The organism is Rhodobacter sp. SGA-6-6, assembly GCF_011043545.1.
In the GTDB taxonomy this organism is placed as follows: domain Bacteria; phylum Pseudomonadota; class Alphaproteobacteria; order Rhodobacterales; family Rhodobacteraceae; genus Pseudogemmobacter.
In genome coordinates this window covers 36,012-52,503 of the sequence record NZ_JAAKGP010000006.1, presented here as the reverse complement: position 1 = coordinate 52,503, position 16,492 = coordinate 36,012, and the positions used below count along the sequence as shown (strand labels likewise).

Here is a 16,492-nt window from a genome sequence, read left to right as displayed (position 1 = left end):
GACAGAAAGGAACTGACATGGCCCGCGCCGTCACCCCGCAGCGCAAGGCGGTCACCACGCTTGCCGCCTGGACCGTCGCCCTGCTGATCTTCTTCCCCGTCCTCTGGATGGTCCTGACCAGCTTCAAGACCGAGGCTTCCGCCGTCGCCATGCCGCCGCAGTTCCTGTCGGCCGACTGGACCACCGCCAATTATGCCGAGGTCTGGGCGCGCTCCGACTATCCGCGCTTCTTCCTGAACTCGGTGATCATCTCGCTCGGCTCCACCCTCCTCGGCCTCGCCGTGGCGATCCCCGCCGCCTGGGCCATGGCCTTCGTGCCCGGCAAGCGCACCAAGGACCTGCTGATGTGGATGCTGTCCACCAAGATGATGCCCGCGGTGGCGGTGATGATCCCGCTCTACTTGGTGTTCCAGCGGCTCGGCCTGTTCGACACCCGCATCGGCCTTGTGATGGCACTGATGCTGATGAATCTGCCGATCATCATCTGGATGCTCTACACCTATTTCAAGGAAATCCCGGCCGAGATCCTGGAGGCCGCCCGGATGGACGGCGCCTCGCTCTGGAACGAGATCGTCCATGTCCTGACGCCGATGGCGATCCCCGGCATCGCCTCGACGCTGCTCCTGAACGTCATCCTCGCCTGGAACGAGGCGTTCTGGACCATCACCCTGACCACCACCAAGGCGGCGCCCCTTTCGGCCTTCATCGCCAGCTTCTCGGCGCCGCAGGGGTTGTTCTACGCAAAACTCTCGGCGGCCAGCACCATGGCGATCGCGCCGATCCTGATCCTCGGCTGGTTCAGCCAGAAGCAATTGGTCCGCGGCCTGACCTTCGGCGCGGTGAAGTGAGGTAAAGATGGGCAAGATCCAGCTCCGCGCGGTCCGCAAGTCCTTCGGCGACGTGCATGTCATCCCCGGCATCGACCTCGACATCGAGGATGGCGAATTCGTGGTCTTCGTCGGCCCCTCCGGCTGCGGCAAGTCCACCCTGCTGCGCCTGATCGCCGGGCTGGAGGACACCACTTCCGGCACCATCGACATCGACGGCAAGGACGCCACCAACCTGCCGCCGGCGAAACGCGGCCTCGCCATGGTGTTCCAGAGCTACGCGCTTTACCCGCACATGACCGTGCGCAAGAACATCGCCTTCCCGCTGAAGATGGCGGGCATGGACCAGGCCGAGCAGGACCGCCGGGTGGAGCGCGCCGCCAAGGTGCTGAACCTCGCCTCCTACCTCGACCGCCGGCCGGGGCAATTGTCCGGCGGCCAGCGCCAGCGCGTCGCCATCGGCCGCGCCATCGTCCGCGAGCCGGCGGCCTTCCTGTTCGACGAACCGCTCTCCAACCTCGATGCCGCCCTGCGGGTGGGGATGCGGCAGGAGATTTCCGAACTGCACCAGTCTCTTAAGACGACGATGATCTACGTCACCCACGACCAGGTCGAAGCCATGACCATGGCCGACAAGATCGTGGTGCTGCACGCGGGCCGGATCGAGCAGGTGGGCTCGCCGCTGGAGCTTTACCGCAACCCGCGCAACATCTTCGTCGCCGGCTTCATCGGCAGCCCGAAGATGAACTTCATCGAAGGGCCCGAGGCCGAGAAGCACGGCGCCTATACCATCGGCATCCGCCCCGAGCATATCACCGTGGGAGACGGCCCTTGGGAAGGCACGGTCGGCCTGTCCGAACACCTCGGCTCGGACAGCTTCATCAAGGTGAACGTCGAGGGCCTGGGCGTGATCAACGTCCGCGGCACCGGCGAGCTGGACGTGCACCACGGCGACCGGATCCGGCTGGCGCCCGCCGGCAAGATCCACCGCTTCGACAAGGAAGGGCTGGCGCTGTGAGGCTTTCCGGCAAGACAGCCCTGATCACCGGCGCCGCCCGCGGCATCGGCCTTACCTTCGCCCGCGCCTATGCGGCCGAAGGGGCGCAGGTGACCATCGCCGACATCAACCTCGACGCGGCCCGCAAGGCGGCAGAGAGCATCGGCCCGCAGGCCCATGCCGTCGAGATGGACGTGACCCGGCAGGACAGCATAGACGCCGGTTTCGCCGAGGCCATCGCGCGGGTGGGCCACCTCGACATCCTGATCAACAACGCCGCCCTGTTCTCCGCCGCCCCCATCGCCGAAATCGCCCGCACCGACTACGACCGGCTCTTCGCCGTCAATGTCGCCGGCACGCTGTTCTCCATGCAGGCCGCCGCCCGCCACATGATCCCGCGCGGGCAGGGCTGCATCATCAACATGGCGTCCCAGGCCGGCCGCCGCGGCGAATCCCTCGTGGCCGTCTACTGCGCCACCAAGGCCGCGGTGATCAGCCTGACCCAATCCGCCGGGCTGAACCTGATCCGCCACGGCATCAACGTCAACGCCATCGCCCCCGGCGTGGTGGAGGGCGAGCATTGGGACGGCGTGGACGCCCTCTTTGCCCGCTACGAGGGTAAACCCTTGGGGCAGAAGAAGCAGGAGGTCGGCGCCGCCGTTCCCTTCGGCCGGATGGGCAGGGCGGAGGACCTGACCGGCATGGCGGTCTTCCTCGCCACGCCGGAAGCGAAATACATCGTCGCCCAATGCTTCGGCGTGGACGGCGGCAACTGGATGGCCTGATCCGATGACCCCTTCCCCGACCGTCGACCTGCCCCGCTACGACCGCGCCCGGCTTACCCCCGGCATCGTCCATATCGGCCTCGGCAATTTCCACCGTGCCCATATGGCGGTCTATCTGGACGACCTGTTCAACCTGGGCCTCGGGCACGACTGGGCGATCCTCGGCGCCGGCGTCCGCGCCCCCGACGCCGCCATGCGCGACGCGCTGAAGGCGCAGGACTGCCTGTCGACGATCATTGAACTGGACCCGACCGGCAAGCGCGCCCGCCGCGTCGGCGCGATGATCGACTTCCTGCCGGTGGAGGAGAACAACGCCGCGCTGATCGCCGCCATGGCGCGGCCGGAGATCCGCATCGTCAGCCTGACCGTCACCGAGGGCGGCTATTTCATCGACCCCGCCACCGGCAAATTCGACCCGACGGACCCGGCCATCGTAGCGGATGCCAGGGACCCGCACCGCACCGCCTTCGGCGCCATCCTCGCCGCGCTGAAGGCCCGCCGCGCCGCCGGCATCCCGCCCTTCACCGTGATGTCCTGCGACAACCTTCCCGGCAATGGCGAGGTGACCCGCGCCGCCGTGGCCGGCCTCGCCCGGCTGTCGGACCCGGCGCTGGCCGACTGGGTGGAGGCGCAGGTCGCCTTCCCCAACGGCATGGTCGACCGCATCACCCCCGCCACCGGCCCGCGCGAGCGCGACATGGCGGCAGGCTTCGGCCTGGCCGACGACCCGGTCCCGGTGACCTGCGAGCCGTTCCGGCAATGGGTGGTGGAGGACCATTTCCCGCAGGGGCGGCCCCCGCTGGAAAAGGTGGGGGTGACCTTCACTCCGCATGTCTATGCCTTCGAGAAGATGAAGATCCGCATCCTCAACGGCGGCCACGCCACCATCGCCTATCCCGGCGGGCTGATGGGGATCGAATACGTCCACCAGGCGATGGCGCATCCGCTGATCCTGGGCTTCCTGAACAAGGTGGAGACCGAGGAGATCATCCCCTATGTCCCCCCGGTCCCGGACACGGCGCTCCCGGATTATTACCGGCTGATCGTGCAGCGCTTCTCCAACCCCGAGGTGGCGGATACCGAACGCCGGCTCTGCCTCGACGGGTCGAACCGGCAGCCGAAGTTCATCCTGCCCTCGCTCCGCGACGCGCTGGCGGCGGGTGGGCGGATCGAGGGGCTGGCGCTGGTCTCGGCGCTGTGGTGCCGCTACTGCGCCGGGACCGAGGACGACGGCGCCCCGATCCCGCCGAACGACCCGAACTGGGACCGGCTGCAGCCGCTGGCGCTGGCGGCGCGGACCAATCCCGCCGCCTGGCTGGACGGGCTGACCACCGTCTATGGCGAGACCGCCGCCGACCCGCGCTTCCGGGCCGCCTTCGGCCGCTGGCTGCCCCGGCTCTGGTCCGAAGGCACCGCCGCCTGCCTTTCGGCTTATGTCGAGGGGAAAAGCTGAGCGGCGCAAGACCCGGATTTTTCGTCGAAAAATCGCCATGAGCAACCGCAGGACCTTGCGCGGGGTCATGCCTGCACCGCCCGCCCGCGCCCGGCGTTTTTCGCCGCATAGAGCGCACGGTCGGCCTCTGCCAGCACCCGCGCCGGGTCGGCCCCCGCCCCCGGCGGCATCAGCGCGAAACCGATGCTGGCAGAAACCCGGCATTCGCCGCCCTCCCAGGCGATCGGCTGCGACAGTTGGGCGATCATCCGCTCCGCCACCGCCCGCACCGCCCGCGCCTCCGCCGCGCCGGGCAGCAGCATGACGAATTCGTCGCCGCCGACCCGCGCCAGGCAATCGTCGGCCCGGCTGGCCGCCTTCATCACCCCCGCGGCATGGACCAGCACATGGTCGCCCGCGGCATGGCCCAGCCGGTCGTTCACCGCCTTGAAATGGTCGAGGTCCATGTGCAGCAGCGCGAAGGCCTCGCCGTCGCGGCAGAGCCGCGCCAGCACGGAATCGCAGGCCCGCCGGTTGCGCAGCCCGGTCAGCGGATCGGTCTCCGCCTCCTCGCGCGCCTGCCGGCGGGCGCCGTCCAGCCGCTGCGCCAGCGCACGCAACTCCCCCGTCACCGCCTCGTTCGCCTCGGCCAGGCAGAGCAGTTCCATCGCCAGGTCGGTCGGCGCGAAATCGGCGTCGGTCAGGTGCAGCAGCACCACCGCGCGCGGCAGGTCGATGCCGAAGGAGAGGTTGACCACCCAGCCCTTCGCCACTGGCAGCATCACCCCGCGCAGGCGCAGGCCCCAGGCTTCGCCCCGCAGCGCCATCCGCAGCTTCTGCCCGGCGATCCCCGGAAAATCCGCGGCCGAGCGCAGGCCAGGCGGACTGCGCAGGTCGAAGAGGTCCAGGAACGCCCGCCCCTTCAGCCCGCCGGGGACCAGCCGCGCCAGCGTCGGCCCGTGCGACAGCACCCTGCCGCCGGCATCCAGCAGCAGGTGCATCGGCATCAGCCGGTCCATCACGTTGACGCAACCCGCCTCAGCGCCCATCGGCGGGCCCTCCGGCCAGCGCGAAACCCCGCCCCGCGCCATGCGCGGCCTCCAGCAGCTGCACGGTCAGCGTGGCTCGATCCCCTTCCGCGGCGAGGTCGATCAGCACCAGCGCGCCATAGTCGTCCGCCATCGCCCGCAGCGCGCCGAGGGCGACCGGGAACAAGGCCGGCAGGGGGCTGGCGATCGCCAGCCGGAACCGGCCGGGCGCGGCCTCGGTCAGGGCGATCTGCGGCAGGTCCAGCCCGGGCAGCGACAGCCGGGCGCGGTCGGGCAGTTCCTCCAGCGAATGCAGGAAATCGGCGAAACTGGCACCGCCGAAGCGCAAGAGCCGGCGCAGGGCGCGGTGGCCGGGATCGGCGACGAGGAAGGTGCCGACATCCTCCAGCATCGCCTCGGCCGGGCGGTGCAGCTCCTGCGCGGCGGCGGCGAGGACCCGGTCCACCACCGCGGCGTCATAGGGCAGCATCGGCTCGAACCCCTCGGGCGGCTGGCCGGCGGCGCGCAGCACCCGCGCCCAGAGGGCCGGGCCGAAGGTCCCGCGCAGATAGGCCTGGATCGAGCGCAGCAGCAAGCCGAACATGGATGGCGCATCCCCTGATTCCGCGCCAGCCTGACAGACAATCCTTAACGACTGCCTGCGCCGTTCCGTTCGACGGGCCGGCTCAGAAGTCGGTGGGCGCCCCGCCCTCCTGCTTGCGCCGCGCGACGAAGCGGCGCAGTTCCTCCTGGTGGTCGCCGTTCATCTCGGGCGGCTCGAATTCGGCGATGATCTGCTTGTAGAGCCGGTGCGCGCGTTCCTGCGTCCAGACCGCGCCGTCCAGGTTCCAGGCCTCGTAGTTGCGCCAGTCGCTGACGAAGGGGGCGTAGAAGGCGGTCTGATAGCGGTCCTGGGTGTGCTGGACGCCGAAGTAATGGCCGTTCGGGCCCACCTCGCGGATGGCGTCGATGGCGATGTCCTCGGGGCCGGTGGCGAAGGTCGCCTCCTCGAAATAGCGCTGGATCATCTGCAGGACCTCGCAATCCATCACGAATTTCTCGGGGCTGGCGATCAGCCCGCCCTCCAGCCAGCCGGCGGCGTGATAGACCATATTGGTGCCCGACATCACCGCCGACCACAGCGAGTTGCAGGTCTCCCACATCGACTGCCCGTCCGGCACGTTGGCGGCGCAGACGCCCGAGGCCCGCATCGGCACGCCGTAGAAGCGCACCAATTGCCCGGTCATCTGGGTCGCCCGCATGTATTCCGGGGTGCCGAAGGCGGGGGCGCCCGACTTCATGTCGACGTTGGAGGTGAAGGTGCCGATGGCCACCGGGCAACCGGGGGCGATCCATTGCAGCAGCACCACCGCCGCCAGCGCCTCGGCGATGGACAGCGTGACCGCCCCCGCCATCGTCACCGGGGCCATGGCGCCGGCCAGGGTGAAGGGCGTCACCACCACCGGCTGGCCGCGTTTCGCCAGCCGCATTGCGCCGTCGAGCATCGGGTAGTCGTGCTTCAGCGGGCTGACCGAGTTGATGTTGGTATACATCCGCGGCTTGGCCCGGAACTCCTCTTCCGACAGGCCGCCGGCGATGCGGACCATCTCCATCACGTCCTCGACCCGCTCGGCCCCCAGCGAATAGGCGTGGCAGACCTTGTCGGTCAGCGTCAGCTTCTCGTAGAGGCAGTCGAGGTGGCGGACAGAAGGATGCACGTCCACCGGCTCCACCGGGTAGCCGCCGGCGACGTGGATGCAGTTGAAATACTGCGTCAGCTTGACGAATTCCCTGAAGGTCTCGAAATCGCCGGTGCGCTTGCCGCGCTCCATGTCCCAGGCGTTGGGGGGCGAGGAGACGTTGACGAAGACCATGTGCTTGCCGCCGATCACGATCTCGCGCTCGGGGTTGCGGGGGGTAATGGTGAAGGAAGACGGCGCGCGGCGCACCATCTCCATCACGAAATCCTCGTCCATGCGGACATTGGTGCCGTTCACCCGGCAGCCGGCGGCCTTCAGATGCTCCACCGCCTCAGGGTTCAGGAATTCGATGCCGATCTCGGACAGGATGCGCATCGCGCCCCTGTGGATGCGCTGCACGCCCTCGGCATCCAGCGGCTCGGTCGGCCGGTCGGGGTTCACCGGGATCCGCCAGGGCATCTGGTCGATCGCCGCGGTCCCCGCCCGGATCTTCATCCCGGCCCGGCCGCCCGCCCGCTTGCGGCTGCGTTCCTGTTCGCTCATGGCACTCTCCCGTCCTTTGCCCCAAAATGGCGAAGGATGGCGGGGATGCGCCCTGCGCCAGCGACATGAAAGCGTCGTTTTTGGCCTTGGGCCGGTTTATCCTGCCGTTTGCGCGTCCAGCCAGGCCGGAAGCGCGCCGATGTCGGGCAGCACCGCCTCGGCATGGGGGGCAAGGTCGCCCGCGCGGGCGATCCCGGTCAGCACGGCGACGGGGCGCATTCCGGCCGCCCGCCCGGCATCGAGGTCGTGCAGGCTGTCGCCCACCATCAGCACCTGCGCGGGTTCGAGCCCGGCGGCGGCGGCGAAGGCCAGGCACATGCCGGGCGCGGGCTTGGCGCCATGGCCGGAATCCCAGCCGGCGATGAAATCCAGCAGACCGGTCAGCCCGTGCCGGTCCAGATGCGCCCGCGCCGGCACCTCGCTGTCGTTGGTGGCGATGCCCAGCTTCAGCCCGCGCGCCTTCAGCGCGGTGAACAGCGGCACCAGCGGCACCGCCTCGGCCATGGCGACGCCGGCGGCGGCCTCGTCGATGGCCTCGGTCAGGCTGGCTTGGGTCTGGCCCTCGACATGGGGCAGCAGCGCGGCGGCGATGTCGACCGCGGTGGCGGCGATCACCGGGCTGTCGGCGGCGAAGCCGTTGGTCTGCGGCAGGTAGCCGATGGCATCGGCCAGCAGGCGGGCATGGTCCTCGTCCCGCGCCAGCTGGGCGAGGAAGCCCTGCGCCCACCGGCCCCAGCTGGCCCGGAAGTCGAACAGCGTGCCATCCTTGTCGAAGACGATGCCCCGGATCATCCCTGTCCCCGCGAAACCCCTGCGCGCCAGTCTTGGCGCGGCGCGGGGCAAAAGTCCATCACGTCCAGTCGGGCACCGCGCCGCCCGGCAGCAGGGCGCGGGCGCGCATCGGCTCCTCGGGCGCGAAGCCCGCCTCGGCGCAGAAGCGCAGCAGGAGCTGCTCGTCCGACAGCAGGAAATCCAGCACCGCCCCCAGCATCTCCGGGTCGCCTGCGCGGGCGCGAAGGGTGGCGGCGTCGCTGCCGCTCTGCGCCAGGAAGGCCCCGAAGGCCTCGTCCTGCCCCGCCAGCCAGGCCAGCCCCTGCAGGGCCAGGCTCTCGGCGGATTCCTGCCGGTTTTTCATCCTTTTCTCCCGTCCTTGCCCGTTATCCCCCGAACCGGGCGGTTTACCCACAAATAATCCGAGTCCTTCAGGCATATTGCAGCTATCAGGGAAAGGAATTCTTAACTTTCTCGGTAACACTCTACTTACGAACCGCAAGGGCGAACGGCCGTTGTAATCGGTGCAGGAAGCGGCAGTTTTCGGAATGCATGGACGTATTCTCATCGCGGATGACGTGGCGGCCAACCGCATCATCTACAAGGTCAAGTTCGGTGACGCCTTCTACGAGCCGCTGCTGGCGGCCGACGCCCGGACCTGCCTTGCGATGGCGCGGACGGAGCGGCCGGACCTGATCCTGCTGGACCTGGCGCTGCCCGACATGCCCGGCCCGCAGGTGCTGCGCGAGCTGCGGGCCGATCCGGCGACGCGGGCGATTCCGGTGGTGGTGCTGACCTCCTCGCGCGATGCCGAGGAACGGCTGACGGCGCTGTCAGCCGGCGCGGACGAGGTGATGTCGAAGCCGGTGCTGGACCAGGTGCTGCTGGCGCGGGTGCGCAACCTGCTGCGGGCGCGGGGCGAGCAGGGCTTCGTCGCCTCGGCCTGGGGGATGCCGGCGCATTCCGTCCTGGGCCTGTCGGAGGCGCAGGCGGGGTTCGAGACGCTGGGAACCGTGGCGCTGGTCTCGGCCCGGCCGGAGACCGCGCTGCGCTGGAAGACCGCGCTGAAGCCGGTGCTGCGCGACACGCTGGCGGTGATGACGCCGGACCAGGCGATGAAGGTGCAGCCGTCGGAGGCCGGCGCGGTGCCGGATGTCTTCGTGATCGAGGCCGATCTGGACGGCAGCGGCGGCGGCCTGCGGCTGATGTCGGAACTGGCCAGCCGCCCCGCCACCCGCCATGCCGCCGCCTGCATCGTCACCCCGATGCAGGAGGGCGAGGCGACCGCCACCGCCTTCGACCTCGGCGCCGACGACGTGGTGGCCCGCGGCGTGGGCGCGCGCGAACTGGCGCTGCGGCTGCGCATCCTGATCCGCCGCAAGCGCCAGGCCGACCGGCTGCGCGCCACGGTGGAGGACGGGCTGAAGCTCGCCGTGATCGACCCGCTGACCGGCATCTACAACCGCCGCTACGCCATTCCCCGCATGGCCGGCATCGCCGCGCAGGCGGCGGCCGAGGGCAGCGATTTCGCGGTGATGGTGGTGGACCTCGACCGCTTCAAGTCGGTGAACGACCGCTTCGGCCATGCCGCGGGCGACCGGGTGCTGGCCGAGGTGGCCCGCCGCCTGTCCGAGAACCTGCGGATGAGCGACCTTCTCGCCCGCATCGGCGGCGAGGAATTCCTGGTGGCCCTGCCGCAGACCGCGCTGGAGGATGCCGAGCGGGTGGCCGACCGGCTGTGCCAGGTGATCGCCGAGCATCCCGTCACCCTGCCCTCCGGCCGCGCGCTGCGCGTCACCGCCTCGATCGGGGTGGCGATGGGGCAGCGGGCCGGGGACGGGCCGGAGGACGTGGCGGCGCTGATCGACCGCGCCGACCGGGCGCTGTTGCGGTCCAAGTCCGCCGGCCGCAACCAGGTGACCTTCGCCTGCCGCAGCGCCGCCTGAGGCGTCAGCCCTTCGACTTGTGCCCCACCCGCTTCTCCAGCCGGTCGGCAAAGGCCGCGCGTTCCTCCGCGGTCATCGCCTTCAGCCGCTCGGCCACCAGTTCGCGCCCGGTGTCCAGGAGCGACTGGTTGCGCGCGGCGATGGCGGCCAGCGCCCCGTCCAGCGCCGCCGGGTCGAAGGGATCGGCCCGCAGCGCGGCCACCACCGCCTCGAACTCCGCCCGCATCTGCCGGCGCGCGTCGCGGATGTCGGGGTGGCGGGCGACGAAATCCTTGCGCAGCGCCTTGCGGTCCTCGTGCGACAGCGCCTCGCTCAGCGGGCCGAGGCCGAAGTCCCGCCCGCCGCCGCGCGGCGGCCCGTCGCGCAGCATCACCCCGCAGATCACCCCGATGATGCAAAGATTGAAGGCCAGGGACAGCGCCAGCGCGATCTTCAGCCTGCGGTTGCCACGGGGCTTCCCCGCCGCTTCAGCCATTGCTCAGCCCTCCCCCAGGAACAGGTCGCTTGCCGCCATCAGCTGGATCTCCGCGCCGCCCGAAACAGCGCCGGCCAGCCAGTCCGAGGTGACGGGCCCGGCATAGCCGATCGCCACCCCCGCCACCACGGCCGAGGCCAGCCCCGCCGCCATCGGCCCGCCGCCGAACAGCGCCGCGGCCGCAGCCAGCCAGCGCCGCCGGGGCGGAGGCGCCGACGGGCCGGGCACGGCCGCCCGCGGCATCGCCGCCTCGGCATCGGCCAGCACCCGCGCCGCCAGCGCCTCGGAAGGCCCGGGCCCCGCGGCGCGCGCGGCGGCGAAAAAGCCGTCCAGATCGTCGGTCATCTCTCAGCCCTCCGCATAGCCCAGGTCGTCCCGCCTGGGCGCCAGCGCGGCCGCAAGCGCCCGCTTGCCCCGCGCCGTCAGACTTTCCACCGCCTCGACCCCGACGCCGAGGATCTCGGCGATCTCGGGGTTCGACAGGCCCTCGATATGGCGCAGCACCACCGCCTCGCGCTGGCGTTCCGGCAGGGCGGCCAGGGCCGCATCCAGGGCCGCCGCCCGCGCCGCCTGCACCAGCCGCGCCTCGGCCCCGGGGGCGCCGTCCTCGGCCTCGGGCAGGTCGTCGCCCATCGGCTGCGCCCGGCGGGCGGCGGCGCGGCGGCAGTCGGTGCAGAGGTTGGTCGCCACCCGGTAGAGCCAGGTCGAGACCTTGGCCTCCCCCGGCCGCCAGCCCGGCGCCATCCGCCACAGCCGCAGCATCGCCTCCTGCGCCACATCCTCGGCCTCGGCCCGGTCGCCGCCCAGAAGGCGGGCGGCATAGGCCAGCACCCGCGGCAGCAGCCGGTCCGTCAGCAGCCGCGCCGCCATCCGGTCGCCCGCGGCATACATCGCCAGCAGGTCGTCGTCGGTCACCGTTGCTGATCCTGCGTCGAAAGCCATCGTCATCCCGGGCGCAGCCTATCCGAAACCGGCCGCGCGAGGCCATCCCCGCGCGGCCGGGACACACCGCCTCAGTCGATGTCCCACCACCAGCCGCCGCGGTCGTGCCCGCGGTCGCGGTCATGGCCGCGCTTGCCGTGCTTGCCGGCCTTGCCCATCGCCGCCTGCGCCTCTTCCTTCGACACGCCGCCATCGCCGTCGGCATCGGCGCGCTGGAACGGGGTCTCGCGCTTGCCCATCTGCGCCAGTTCCTCCTGCGACAGCTGGCCGTCGCCGTTGCCGTCCAGCTTCTCGATCATCTTCTGCGACCGCACGGCCAGCCGCTCCTGCATCCGGGCGACCTGCATCGCCGTCAGCTCCTCGGCCGAAAGCGTGCCGTTCTTGTCGGCATCCGCCGCCGCGAAGCGGGCGTCGTGCCAGGCGCGGATTTCCGCCTCGGTCACCTTGCCGTCCTTGTCGGCGTCCAGTTCGTCGAAGCGCTGCAGCATCATCGGGCCGTCGTCGGGCGCGCCCTTCGGCGCCTTCTCGGCCAGGGCGGCGGTGGCCAGCGCCGCCGCGGCGATGCCCGCCAGCGCCAGGGCGGAAAGCGTCCTGCCCGTCATCTTGCCTGTCATGTCGTCTTCTCCTTCATGCTCCGCGGGCGGGCCTGCCGCCCCGATGCTCCAGATACGCCGGAGCCCCGGGTTTCCGTCGCGGCGACCGGCGGTCCCTTGCGACATGCCGACACATCCGCCGCCGCAGGGCTTTGGTTCGGCGCAGACTCAGGTTATGTAAGCCCGGTTGCCGCCAACCCATAAGGTCCGCCGCCCGTGTCCCAAGATCACGTCTCCTCCGCCGCCGGTCACGCTCCGCTTCCCGACGACGACCGCCCGGTGCGGCCCGCGCTGCTGCGCGGCTGGCGGCGGCGCTGCCCGAACTGCGGCGCCGGGCCGATGATGCGCGGCTACCTGAAGGTCCGCGACACCTGCCCGGTCTGCACCCAGGAGCTGCACCATCACCGCGCCGACGACGGGCCGGCCTATCTGACCATCCTGATCGTCGGCCACCTGATGGCGCCGCTGATCCTGATCATCTACACCAAGCTGCGGCCCGATCCGCTGACCGTCTCGGTGATCTTCTCGGTCTGCTGCGTGGCGCTGTCGCTCTGGCTGCTGCCGCGGCTGAAGGGCGCGCTGGTGGCGCTGCAATGGTCGCGCCGGATGCACGGCTTCGCCGGTGCACCGGAGCCTGCGGCCGCGCCGGTTCCGGCCCCTGCCGCCGCCACCGCCACCGAGTAGCCCCGTGGAAGAGGCGCAGCCGATCCGCCCCGCCGCCACCGTGGTCCTGACCCGCGCCCTGCCCGGCGGCGGGCATCAGGTGCTGATGGGCCAGCGCGGGGCGGGGGCGGCCTTCATGCCGTCGAAATACGTCTTCCCCGGCGGCGGGGTGGATGCGGGCGACGATTTCGCCGGGCCCTTGCCGCTGCCGGACGACTGCGCCCGCCGGCTGGCGCTGGCCGGTCCGCCCGGCCCGCTGGTCGCCGCGGCCCTGCGCGAACTGGCCGAGGAGACCGGGCTGGCGCTGCGCGCCGACCGGCCGGTGATGCGCTTCGTCTTCCGGGCGATCACGCCCCCCGGCCGCAGCCGCCGCTTCGACGCGCGGTTCTTCCTGGCCGATGCCGCCGACGCCTCCGGCGACGCCGAGGGCTTCTCCGCCGCCTCGGCCGAACTCTCGCATCTGCACTGGATCGGCCTGGCCGAGGCCCGGGCGCTGGACCTGCCCTTCGTCACCGAGGTGGTGCTGGCCGAGGTGACCAACCTTCTGGCCGGCGGCACCCAGCCCGGCGTGCCCTTCTTCGACAACTCCGGCCCGGTGCCCACCTTCCGGCGGATCGTCTGACCCCGCCCTACTCCCCGCGCTTCCGCACCGGCCAGACCGGATGCGGCACCGGGTCCTTGGCCTTCAGCAGGTGGTCCCGGAAGATCTGCCCGTAGGAGCGGTAGAGATAGCCCTCGTTCCGGCGCAGGTAATGGTCGCGGTTGGACCGATACAGCGCCGGCAGGTCATACCAGGGCACCTGCGGGTGGCTGTGGTGGACCACATGCAGGTTGTTGTTCAGGAACAGCAGCGCCAGCGGTCCGCGGTCCTCGATGATCACCGTGCGGGCCCGCGCCGCCTCATGCGCGCGATGCTCCAGATAGGTGCGGATCTTCAGCAGCGAGCCGCCGAGATAGGCCGCCAGCAGATAGGCACCCAGCGGCATCCGCCCCGGCCCGGCCCACCACCAGGCCGACAGCAGCGCCAGCCCCGCCGCGTGCAGCGCATAGGCCAGCGCGATCCGGCGGTCGCCGCGGGCGATGGCGCGCAGGTCGCCGGCGATGAAGGTCACGGCGCCGATGGCCGGCCCCAGCAGCATCCGGCCCAGAAGCGTGTTGTTCGCCCGCAACAGCGCCCGCAGCGGCGCCGACATCCGCGCCCAGACCGCCGGGTCCTGATAGTTCGACTCCGGGTCGTCGTAGGGGTCGGTCAGGATCGGGTCGTGGTGATGCGCCAGATGGGTGTCGCGGAAGCGGAGATAGGGATAGACCAGCCCCAGCGGCAGGAAGACCAGCACATGGTCCATGTGTTCGTTGCGGAACGGGTGGCCGTGCAGCGCCTCGTGCTGGAGCGAGGAGTGCTGCGCCACCGCGACGGCGGTCAGCAGGACCGCCAGCACCGGCGACCCGTCCCAGGCCAGGGTCGTCCCCAGGGCCCAGAGGGCATAGGTTGCCGCGAGAAGCAGCAGGGTCGGCCATTCGGCGGGGCGGGGCTTGTGTCTCAAGATCGGGCCTGCAAGGGGTTTTCTGCCGCGATGATATCGCTTGCAACGATCCGCCGGAACGCGGACAATGCGCAGCATAAAGTCACACCTGTTGTGTAAAGTCACCCTATGCCGAAAATCATGGACAAGCGCGACCGCGCCGCCCTGTTCCGCCTGCGGCTTGCCGAGGCGATGGCGCGGCGCGGGATGACGCAGGCGGCGCTGGCGCGGGCCTGCGGGGTGGACCGCTCCACCCTCTCGGCGCTGCTGTCGCCCTCGGTCCGGATGCCGAACGCCCAGCTGGCCGCCGATTGCGCCGCGGCGCTTGGCGTCTCCAGCGACTGGCTCCTCGGCCTGTCGCCGCGGCCCGAGCCGGTGGCGGACCTGCTGGCGACCTCCCTGACCATCACCGAGGCGCCGCGGGCGCTGATCGACGAGACCATCTTCGGCTGGCACCGCGAGGCGGCGGGCTACAAGATCCGCCATGTCCCGGCGACGCTGCCCGACATGCTGAAGACGCGGGAGATGGTGGACTGGGAATACGCGCCCCAGCTGGGCCGCAGCGCCGGCCAGGCCATCGGCGCCTTCGAGGATCGGCTGGCCTGGATGCGCGGCGCGCGGTCGGACTACGAGATCGCCCTGCCGCTGCACGAGCTGGACGCCTTCGCCGAGGCGACCGGCTATTACCGCGGGCTGCCGGCCGAGGTGCGGGCCGGGCAGATCGACCGGCTGGTGGAGCTGTGCGAGCAGCTCTACCCCTCGCTGCGGCTGTGCCTGTTCGACGCGCGGCGGGTGTTTTCCGCCCCGGTCACGGTGTTCGGGCCGCTCTTGGCGGTGGTCTACCTCGGCCGCAGCTACATCGCCTTTCGCGATGCGGCGCGGGTGCAGGCGATGACCGAGCATTTCGACTGGCTGGTGCGCGAGGCCGAAGTCGGGGCCCGCGACGCCGCGCGGCACCTGCGGGCGCTGAAACTGCGGCTCTAGGCTCATCGCTTGCCTTCGGCGCTCTTCGCACGACGAGGAGCCGAAGGCGAACGAGGAGCGGTCAGAACCCCTTCAGCCGCGCCCCGGAATAGCCGTTGAAGTCGAACACGTCCCGCGCCGCGGCCAGCCGGTCGGCGCCGATCCTTCCGCGGTCCAGCACGAAGCCGAAACTGCCGTCCGGCGTGCCCACGGCCAGGGTGCGGTAGCCGCTGTCGACCCAGATCACCCACCAGTCCGCCATGCCCGGCACCGCCATCCGCCCCGGCCCGGTCATCTTCAGCGGTCCCGCCGCGCGGACCTCGCGGCCGTTCAAGCACAGCCGCGCGGCGATCTCCAGCCCCGCGGGTCCGCGCCGGACCTCGGCGCCGCCGGGTTTGCAGCCGGGGGTCTCGCCGGCCGAGAAGGCGGCGGCCTGCTGCCAGCGGCCCTCGATCCGGGCTGGATCGAAGGCGGCGGAGGACCAGATCGGCGCGCCCTCGGGCCGGAACGCCGCCCGCTCCGGCGCAGATTTCACGCAGGCCGCCAGCAGCAGGACGAGGGCGGGGGCGAGGCTCAGTCGAGGCATAATGTCATCCTGACCCCGTTGTCCTGGAGGATGTCGTTGCAGCCGAACAGCGGCTGGTAGGGCGCGCAGGTGCCCGAGCGGGCGAGGCATTCGCCCTGGCACTGCTTGCCGGTGGTGCAGCGCTTGCCGGCGTCCTTGGTGCGCTTGACGCAGGCGAAGGCGCCGGAGGTGCCGGCCTTGACCCAGAGGTCGCCCTTCTTCTCGCAGGCCAGATGCGCGGCGCTCTTCTGCTCCTCCGGCAGCGGGGCGGCGGCCTCGGGCGGGATGTCCTCCTTGGCCGCGGCCCCGGGCGTCTCGGGCCGGGGCTTCGGAGCGGCGGCGGGCCGGTCGGCGGGCGGGGCTTCCGCGGCGGAAGGCGCGGCAGGCTTCGCCGCGGGCGGCGCATCCAGCGCGGTCACCTCGATCTCGCCGCCGGTGATCGGGTTCGGCGCCTTGGCCTTGCCGCCGCCGGAGCCGGCCCCGACGCAGGCCGCCAGCGCCAGCGCGCCGGCCAGGACCGCCATGTTCCGCAAGATCGACCGCATGGTCCGCACCTACCCGTTACCGCCCAGGGTTTGTGGACCGAACCGGGCTGTGCCGCAAGTGATAGCCGATCCGGCCGGGCGGGAGAAGGCGAGGCACTGCCTCGCCCCCGCCCGTGCGCGGCGGGTGCACCCGGAAACGCTGGCAGCTCTTAACCCCGAGAGGCCAGCGCCCGACCCGGCGGGCGAGAAGCGCC

General features: G+C 71.1%; 20 protein-coding genes. 8 read left to right on the top strand and 12 right to left on the bottom strand.

Annotated elements, in window-relative coordinates; genetic code table 11:
• Nucleotides 1–17: 17 nt before the first annotated feature.
• From G5B31_RS12560 to G5B31_RS12545, 4 genes are read left to right on the top strand one after another with little or no spacing between them, the layout of a single operon-like run.
• Complete coding sequence (locus G5B31_RS12560; protein ID WP_165018174.1) at nt 18–848, top strand: carbohydrate ABC transporter permease; 831 nt, start codon at nt 18–20, stop codon at nt 846–848.
• A gap of 7 nt (nt 849–855) precedes the next feature.
• Nucleotides 856–1,845, top strand: a complete 990-nt coding sequence (locus G5B31_RS12555) for an ABC transporter ATP-binding protein (protein WP_165018172.1) — start codon at nt 856–858, stop codon at nt 1,843–1,845.
• Nucleotides 1,842–2,609 (top strand): L-iditol 2-dehydrogenase, encoded by a 768-nt coding sequence (locus G5B31_RS12550; protein ID WP_165018170.1) that lies wholly within the window; start codon nt 1,842–1,844, stop codon nt 2,607–2,609. Before G5B31_RS12555 ends, G5B31_RS12550 begins: the two co-directional genes overlap by 4 nt.
• A gap of 4 nt (nt 2,610–2,613) precedes the next feature.
• Nucleotides 2,614–4,062: a mannitol dehydrogenase family protein gene (locus G5B31_RS12545; protein WP_165018168.1), complete on the top strand. Its 1,449-nt coding sequence runs from the start codon at nt 2,614–2,616 to the stop codon at nt 4,060–4,062.
• A gap of 65 nt (nt 4,063–4,127) precedes the next feature.
• On the opposite strand, the gene G5B31_RS12540 is transcribed toward G5B31_RS12545, so the two are convergent.
• The 5 genes from G5B31_RS12540 to G5B31_RS12520 form a co-directional block, all read right to left on the bottom strand.
• Nucleotides 4,128–5,090 carry a diguanylate cyclase gene (locus tag G5B31_RS12540; RefSeq protein ID WP_240904405.1) on the bottom strand — a complete coding sequence of 321 codons (963 nt, stop codon included), beginning with the start codon at nt 5,088–5,090 and terminating at the stop codon, nt 4,128–4,130.
• Entirely contained in the window at nt 5,080–5,673 is a 594-nt protein-coding gene (locus tag G5B31_RS12535) for a heme NO-binding domain-containing protein (RefSeq protein ID WP_165018166.1), read from the bottom strand. The genes G5B31_RS12540 and G5B31_RS12535 overlap by 11 nt, the downstream gene beginning before the upstream one ends.
• A gap of 82 nt (nt 5,674–5,755) precedes the next feature.
• Nucleotides 5,756–7,312, bottom strand: a complete 1,557-nt coding sequence (locus G5B31_RS12530; RefSeq protein WP_165018164.1) for a trimethylamine methyltransferase family protein — start codon at nt 7,310–7,312, stop codon at nt 5,756–5,758.
• A 96-nt stretch (nt 7,313–7,408) separates the two neighbouring features.
• Nucleotides 7,409–8,104: an HAD family hydrolase gene (locus G5B31_RS12525; protein WP_165018162.1), complete on the bottom strand. Its 696-nt coding sequence runs from the start codon at nt 8,102–8,104 to the stop codon at nt 7,409–7,411.
• Between the two features lie 58 nt (nt 8,105–8,162).
• Nucleotides 8,163–8,447, bottom strand: coding sequence for a DUF3572 domain-containing protein (locus G5B31_RS12520; protein ID WP_165018160.1), 285 nt, complete (start codon nt 8,445–8,447; stop codon nt 8,163–8,165).
• A gap of 184 nt (nt 8,448–8,631) precedes the next feature.
• Here G5B31_RS12520 and G5B31_RS12515 point away from each other — a divergent pair, with 184 nt between their 5' ends.
• Nucleotides 8,632–10,029: a diguanylate cyclase gene (locus G5B31_RS12515; protein ID WP_165018158.1), complete on the top strand. Its 1,398-nt coding sequence runs from the start codon at nt 8,632–8,634 to the stop codon at nt 10,027–10,029.
• Between the two features lie 4 nt (nt 10,030–10,033).
• Here the strand turns inward: G5B31_RS12515 and G5B31_RS12510 are convergent, their stop codons facing one another.
• The 4 genes from G5B31_RS12510 to G5B31_RS12495 all read right to left on the bottom strand — a co-directional run bounded on the left by G5B31_RS12510 (nt 10,034) and on the right by G5B31_RS12495 (nt 12,060).
• Entirely contained in the window at nt 10,034–10,504 is a 471-nt protein-coding gene (locus tag G5B31_RS12510; RefSeq protein WP_165018156.1) for a periplasmic heavy metal sensor, read from the bottom strand.
• Nucleotides 10,505–10,507: 3 nt separating this feature from the next.
• The gene (locus G5B31_RS12505; RefSeq protein WP_165018154.1) at nt 10,508–10,849 is read right to left on the bottom strand and encodes a dihydroorotate dehydrogenase; all 342 of its coding nucleotides are present in this window, start codon (nt 10,847–10,849) and stop codon (nt 10,508–10,510) included.
• A 3-nt stretch (nt 10,850–10,852) separates the two neighbouring features.
• Nucleotides 10,853–11,452 (bottom strand): RNA polymerase sigma factor, encoded by a 600-nt coding sequence (locus G5B31_RS12500; protein WP_165018152.1) that lies wholly within the window; start codon nt 11,450–11,452, stop codon nt 10,853–10,855.
• 65 nt (nt 11,453–11,517) lie between these two features.
• Nucleotides 11,518–12,060, bottom strand: coding sequence for an EF-hand domain-containing protein (locus G5B31_RS12495; protein ID WP_240904404.1), 543 nt, complete (start codon nt 12,058–12,060; stop codon nt 11,518–11,520).
• Between the two features lie 195 nt (nt 12,061–12,255).
• Between G5B31_RS12495 and G5B31_RS12490 the strand changes: the two genes are divergently transcribed.
• Both G5B31_RS12490 and G5B31_RS12485 read left to right on the top strand, forming a co-directional pair.
• Nucleotides 12,256–12,723 (top strand): DUF983 domain-containing protein, encoded by a 468-nt coding sequence (locus G5B31_RS12490; protein WP_346763912.1) that lies wholly within the window; start codon nt 12,256–12,258, stop codon nt 12,721–12,723.
• 4 nt (nt 12,724–12,727) lie between these two features.
• The gene (locus G5B31_RS12485) at nt 12,728–13,324 is read left to right on the top strand and encodes an NUDIX hydrolase (protein ID WP_346763911.1); all 597 of its coding nucleotides are present in this window, start codon (nt 12,728–12,730) and stop codon (nt 13,322–13,324) included.
• A gap of 7 nt (nt 13,325–13,331) precedes the next feature.
• Here the strand turns inward: G5B31_RS12485 and G5B31_RS12480 are convergent, their stop codons facing one another.
• The gene (locus tag G5B31_RS12480) at nt 13,332–14,246 is read right to left on the bottom strand and encodes a fatty acid desaturase (protein ID WP_240904403.1); all 915 of its coding nucleotides are present in this window, start codon (nt 14,244–14,246) and stop codon (nt 13,332–13,334) included.
• Nucleotides 14,247–14,354: 108 nt separating this feature from the next.
• Here G5B31_RS12480 and G5B31_RS12475 point away from each other — a divergent pair, with 108 nt between their 5' ends.
• A complete protein-coding gene (locus tag G5B31_RS12475; RefSeq protein WP_165018149.1) occupies nt 14,355–15,209 on the top strand; it encodes a helix-turn-helix domain-containing protein in 855 nt (284 codons plus the stop codon).
• Nucleotides 15,210–15,270: 61 nt separating this feature from the next.
• On the opposite strand, the gene G5B31_RS12470 is transcribed toward G5B31_RS12475, so the two are convergent.
• Nucleotides 15,271–15,774: a lipocalin gene (locus tag G5B31_RS12470; RefSeq protein ID WP_165018147.1), complete on the bottom strand. Its 504-nt coding sequence runs from the start codon at nt 15,772–15,774 to the stop codon at nt 15,271–15,273.
• Nucleotides 15,762–16,298, bottom strand: coding sequence for a hypothetical protein (locus tag G5B31_RS12465; protein ID WP_240904402.1), 537 nt, complete (start codon nt 16,296–16,298; stop codon nt 15,762–15,764). The genes G5B31_RS12470 and G5B31_RS12465 overlap by 13 nt, the downstream gene beginning before the upstream one ends.
• Between the last annotated feature and the right edge of the window lie 194 nt (nt 16,299–16,492).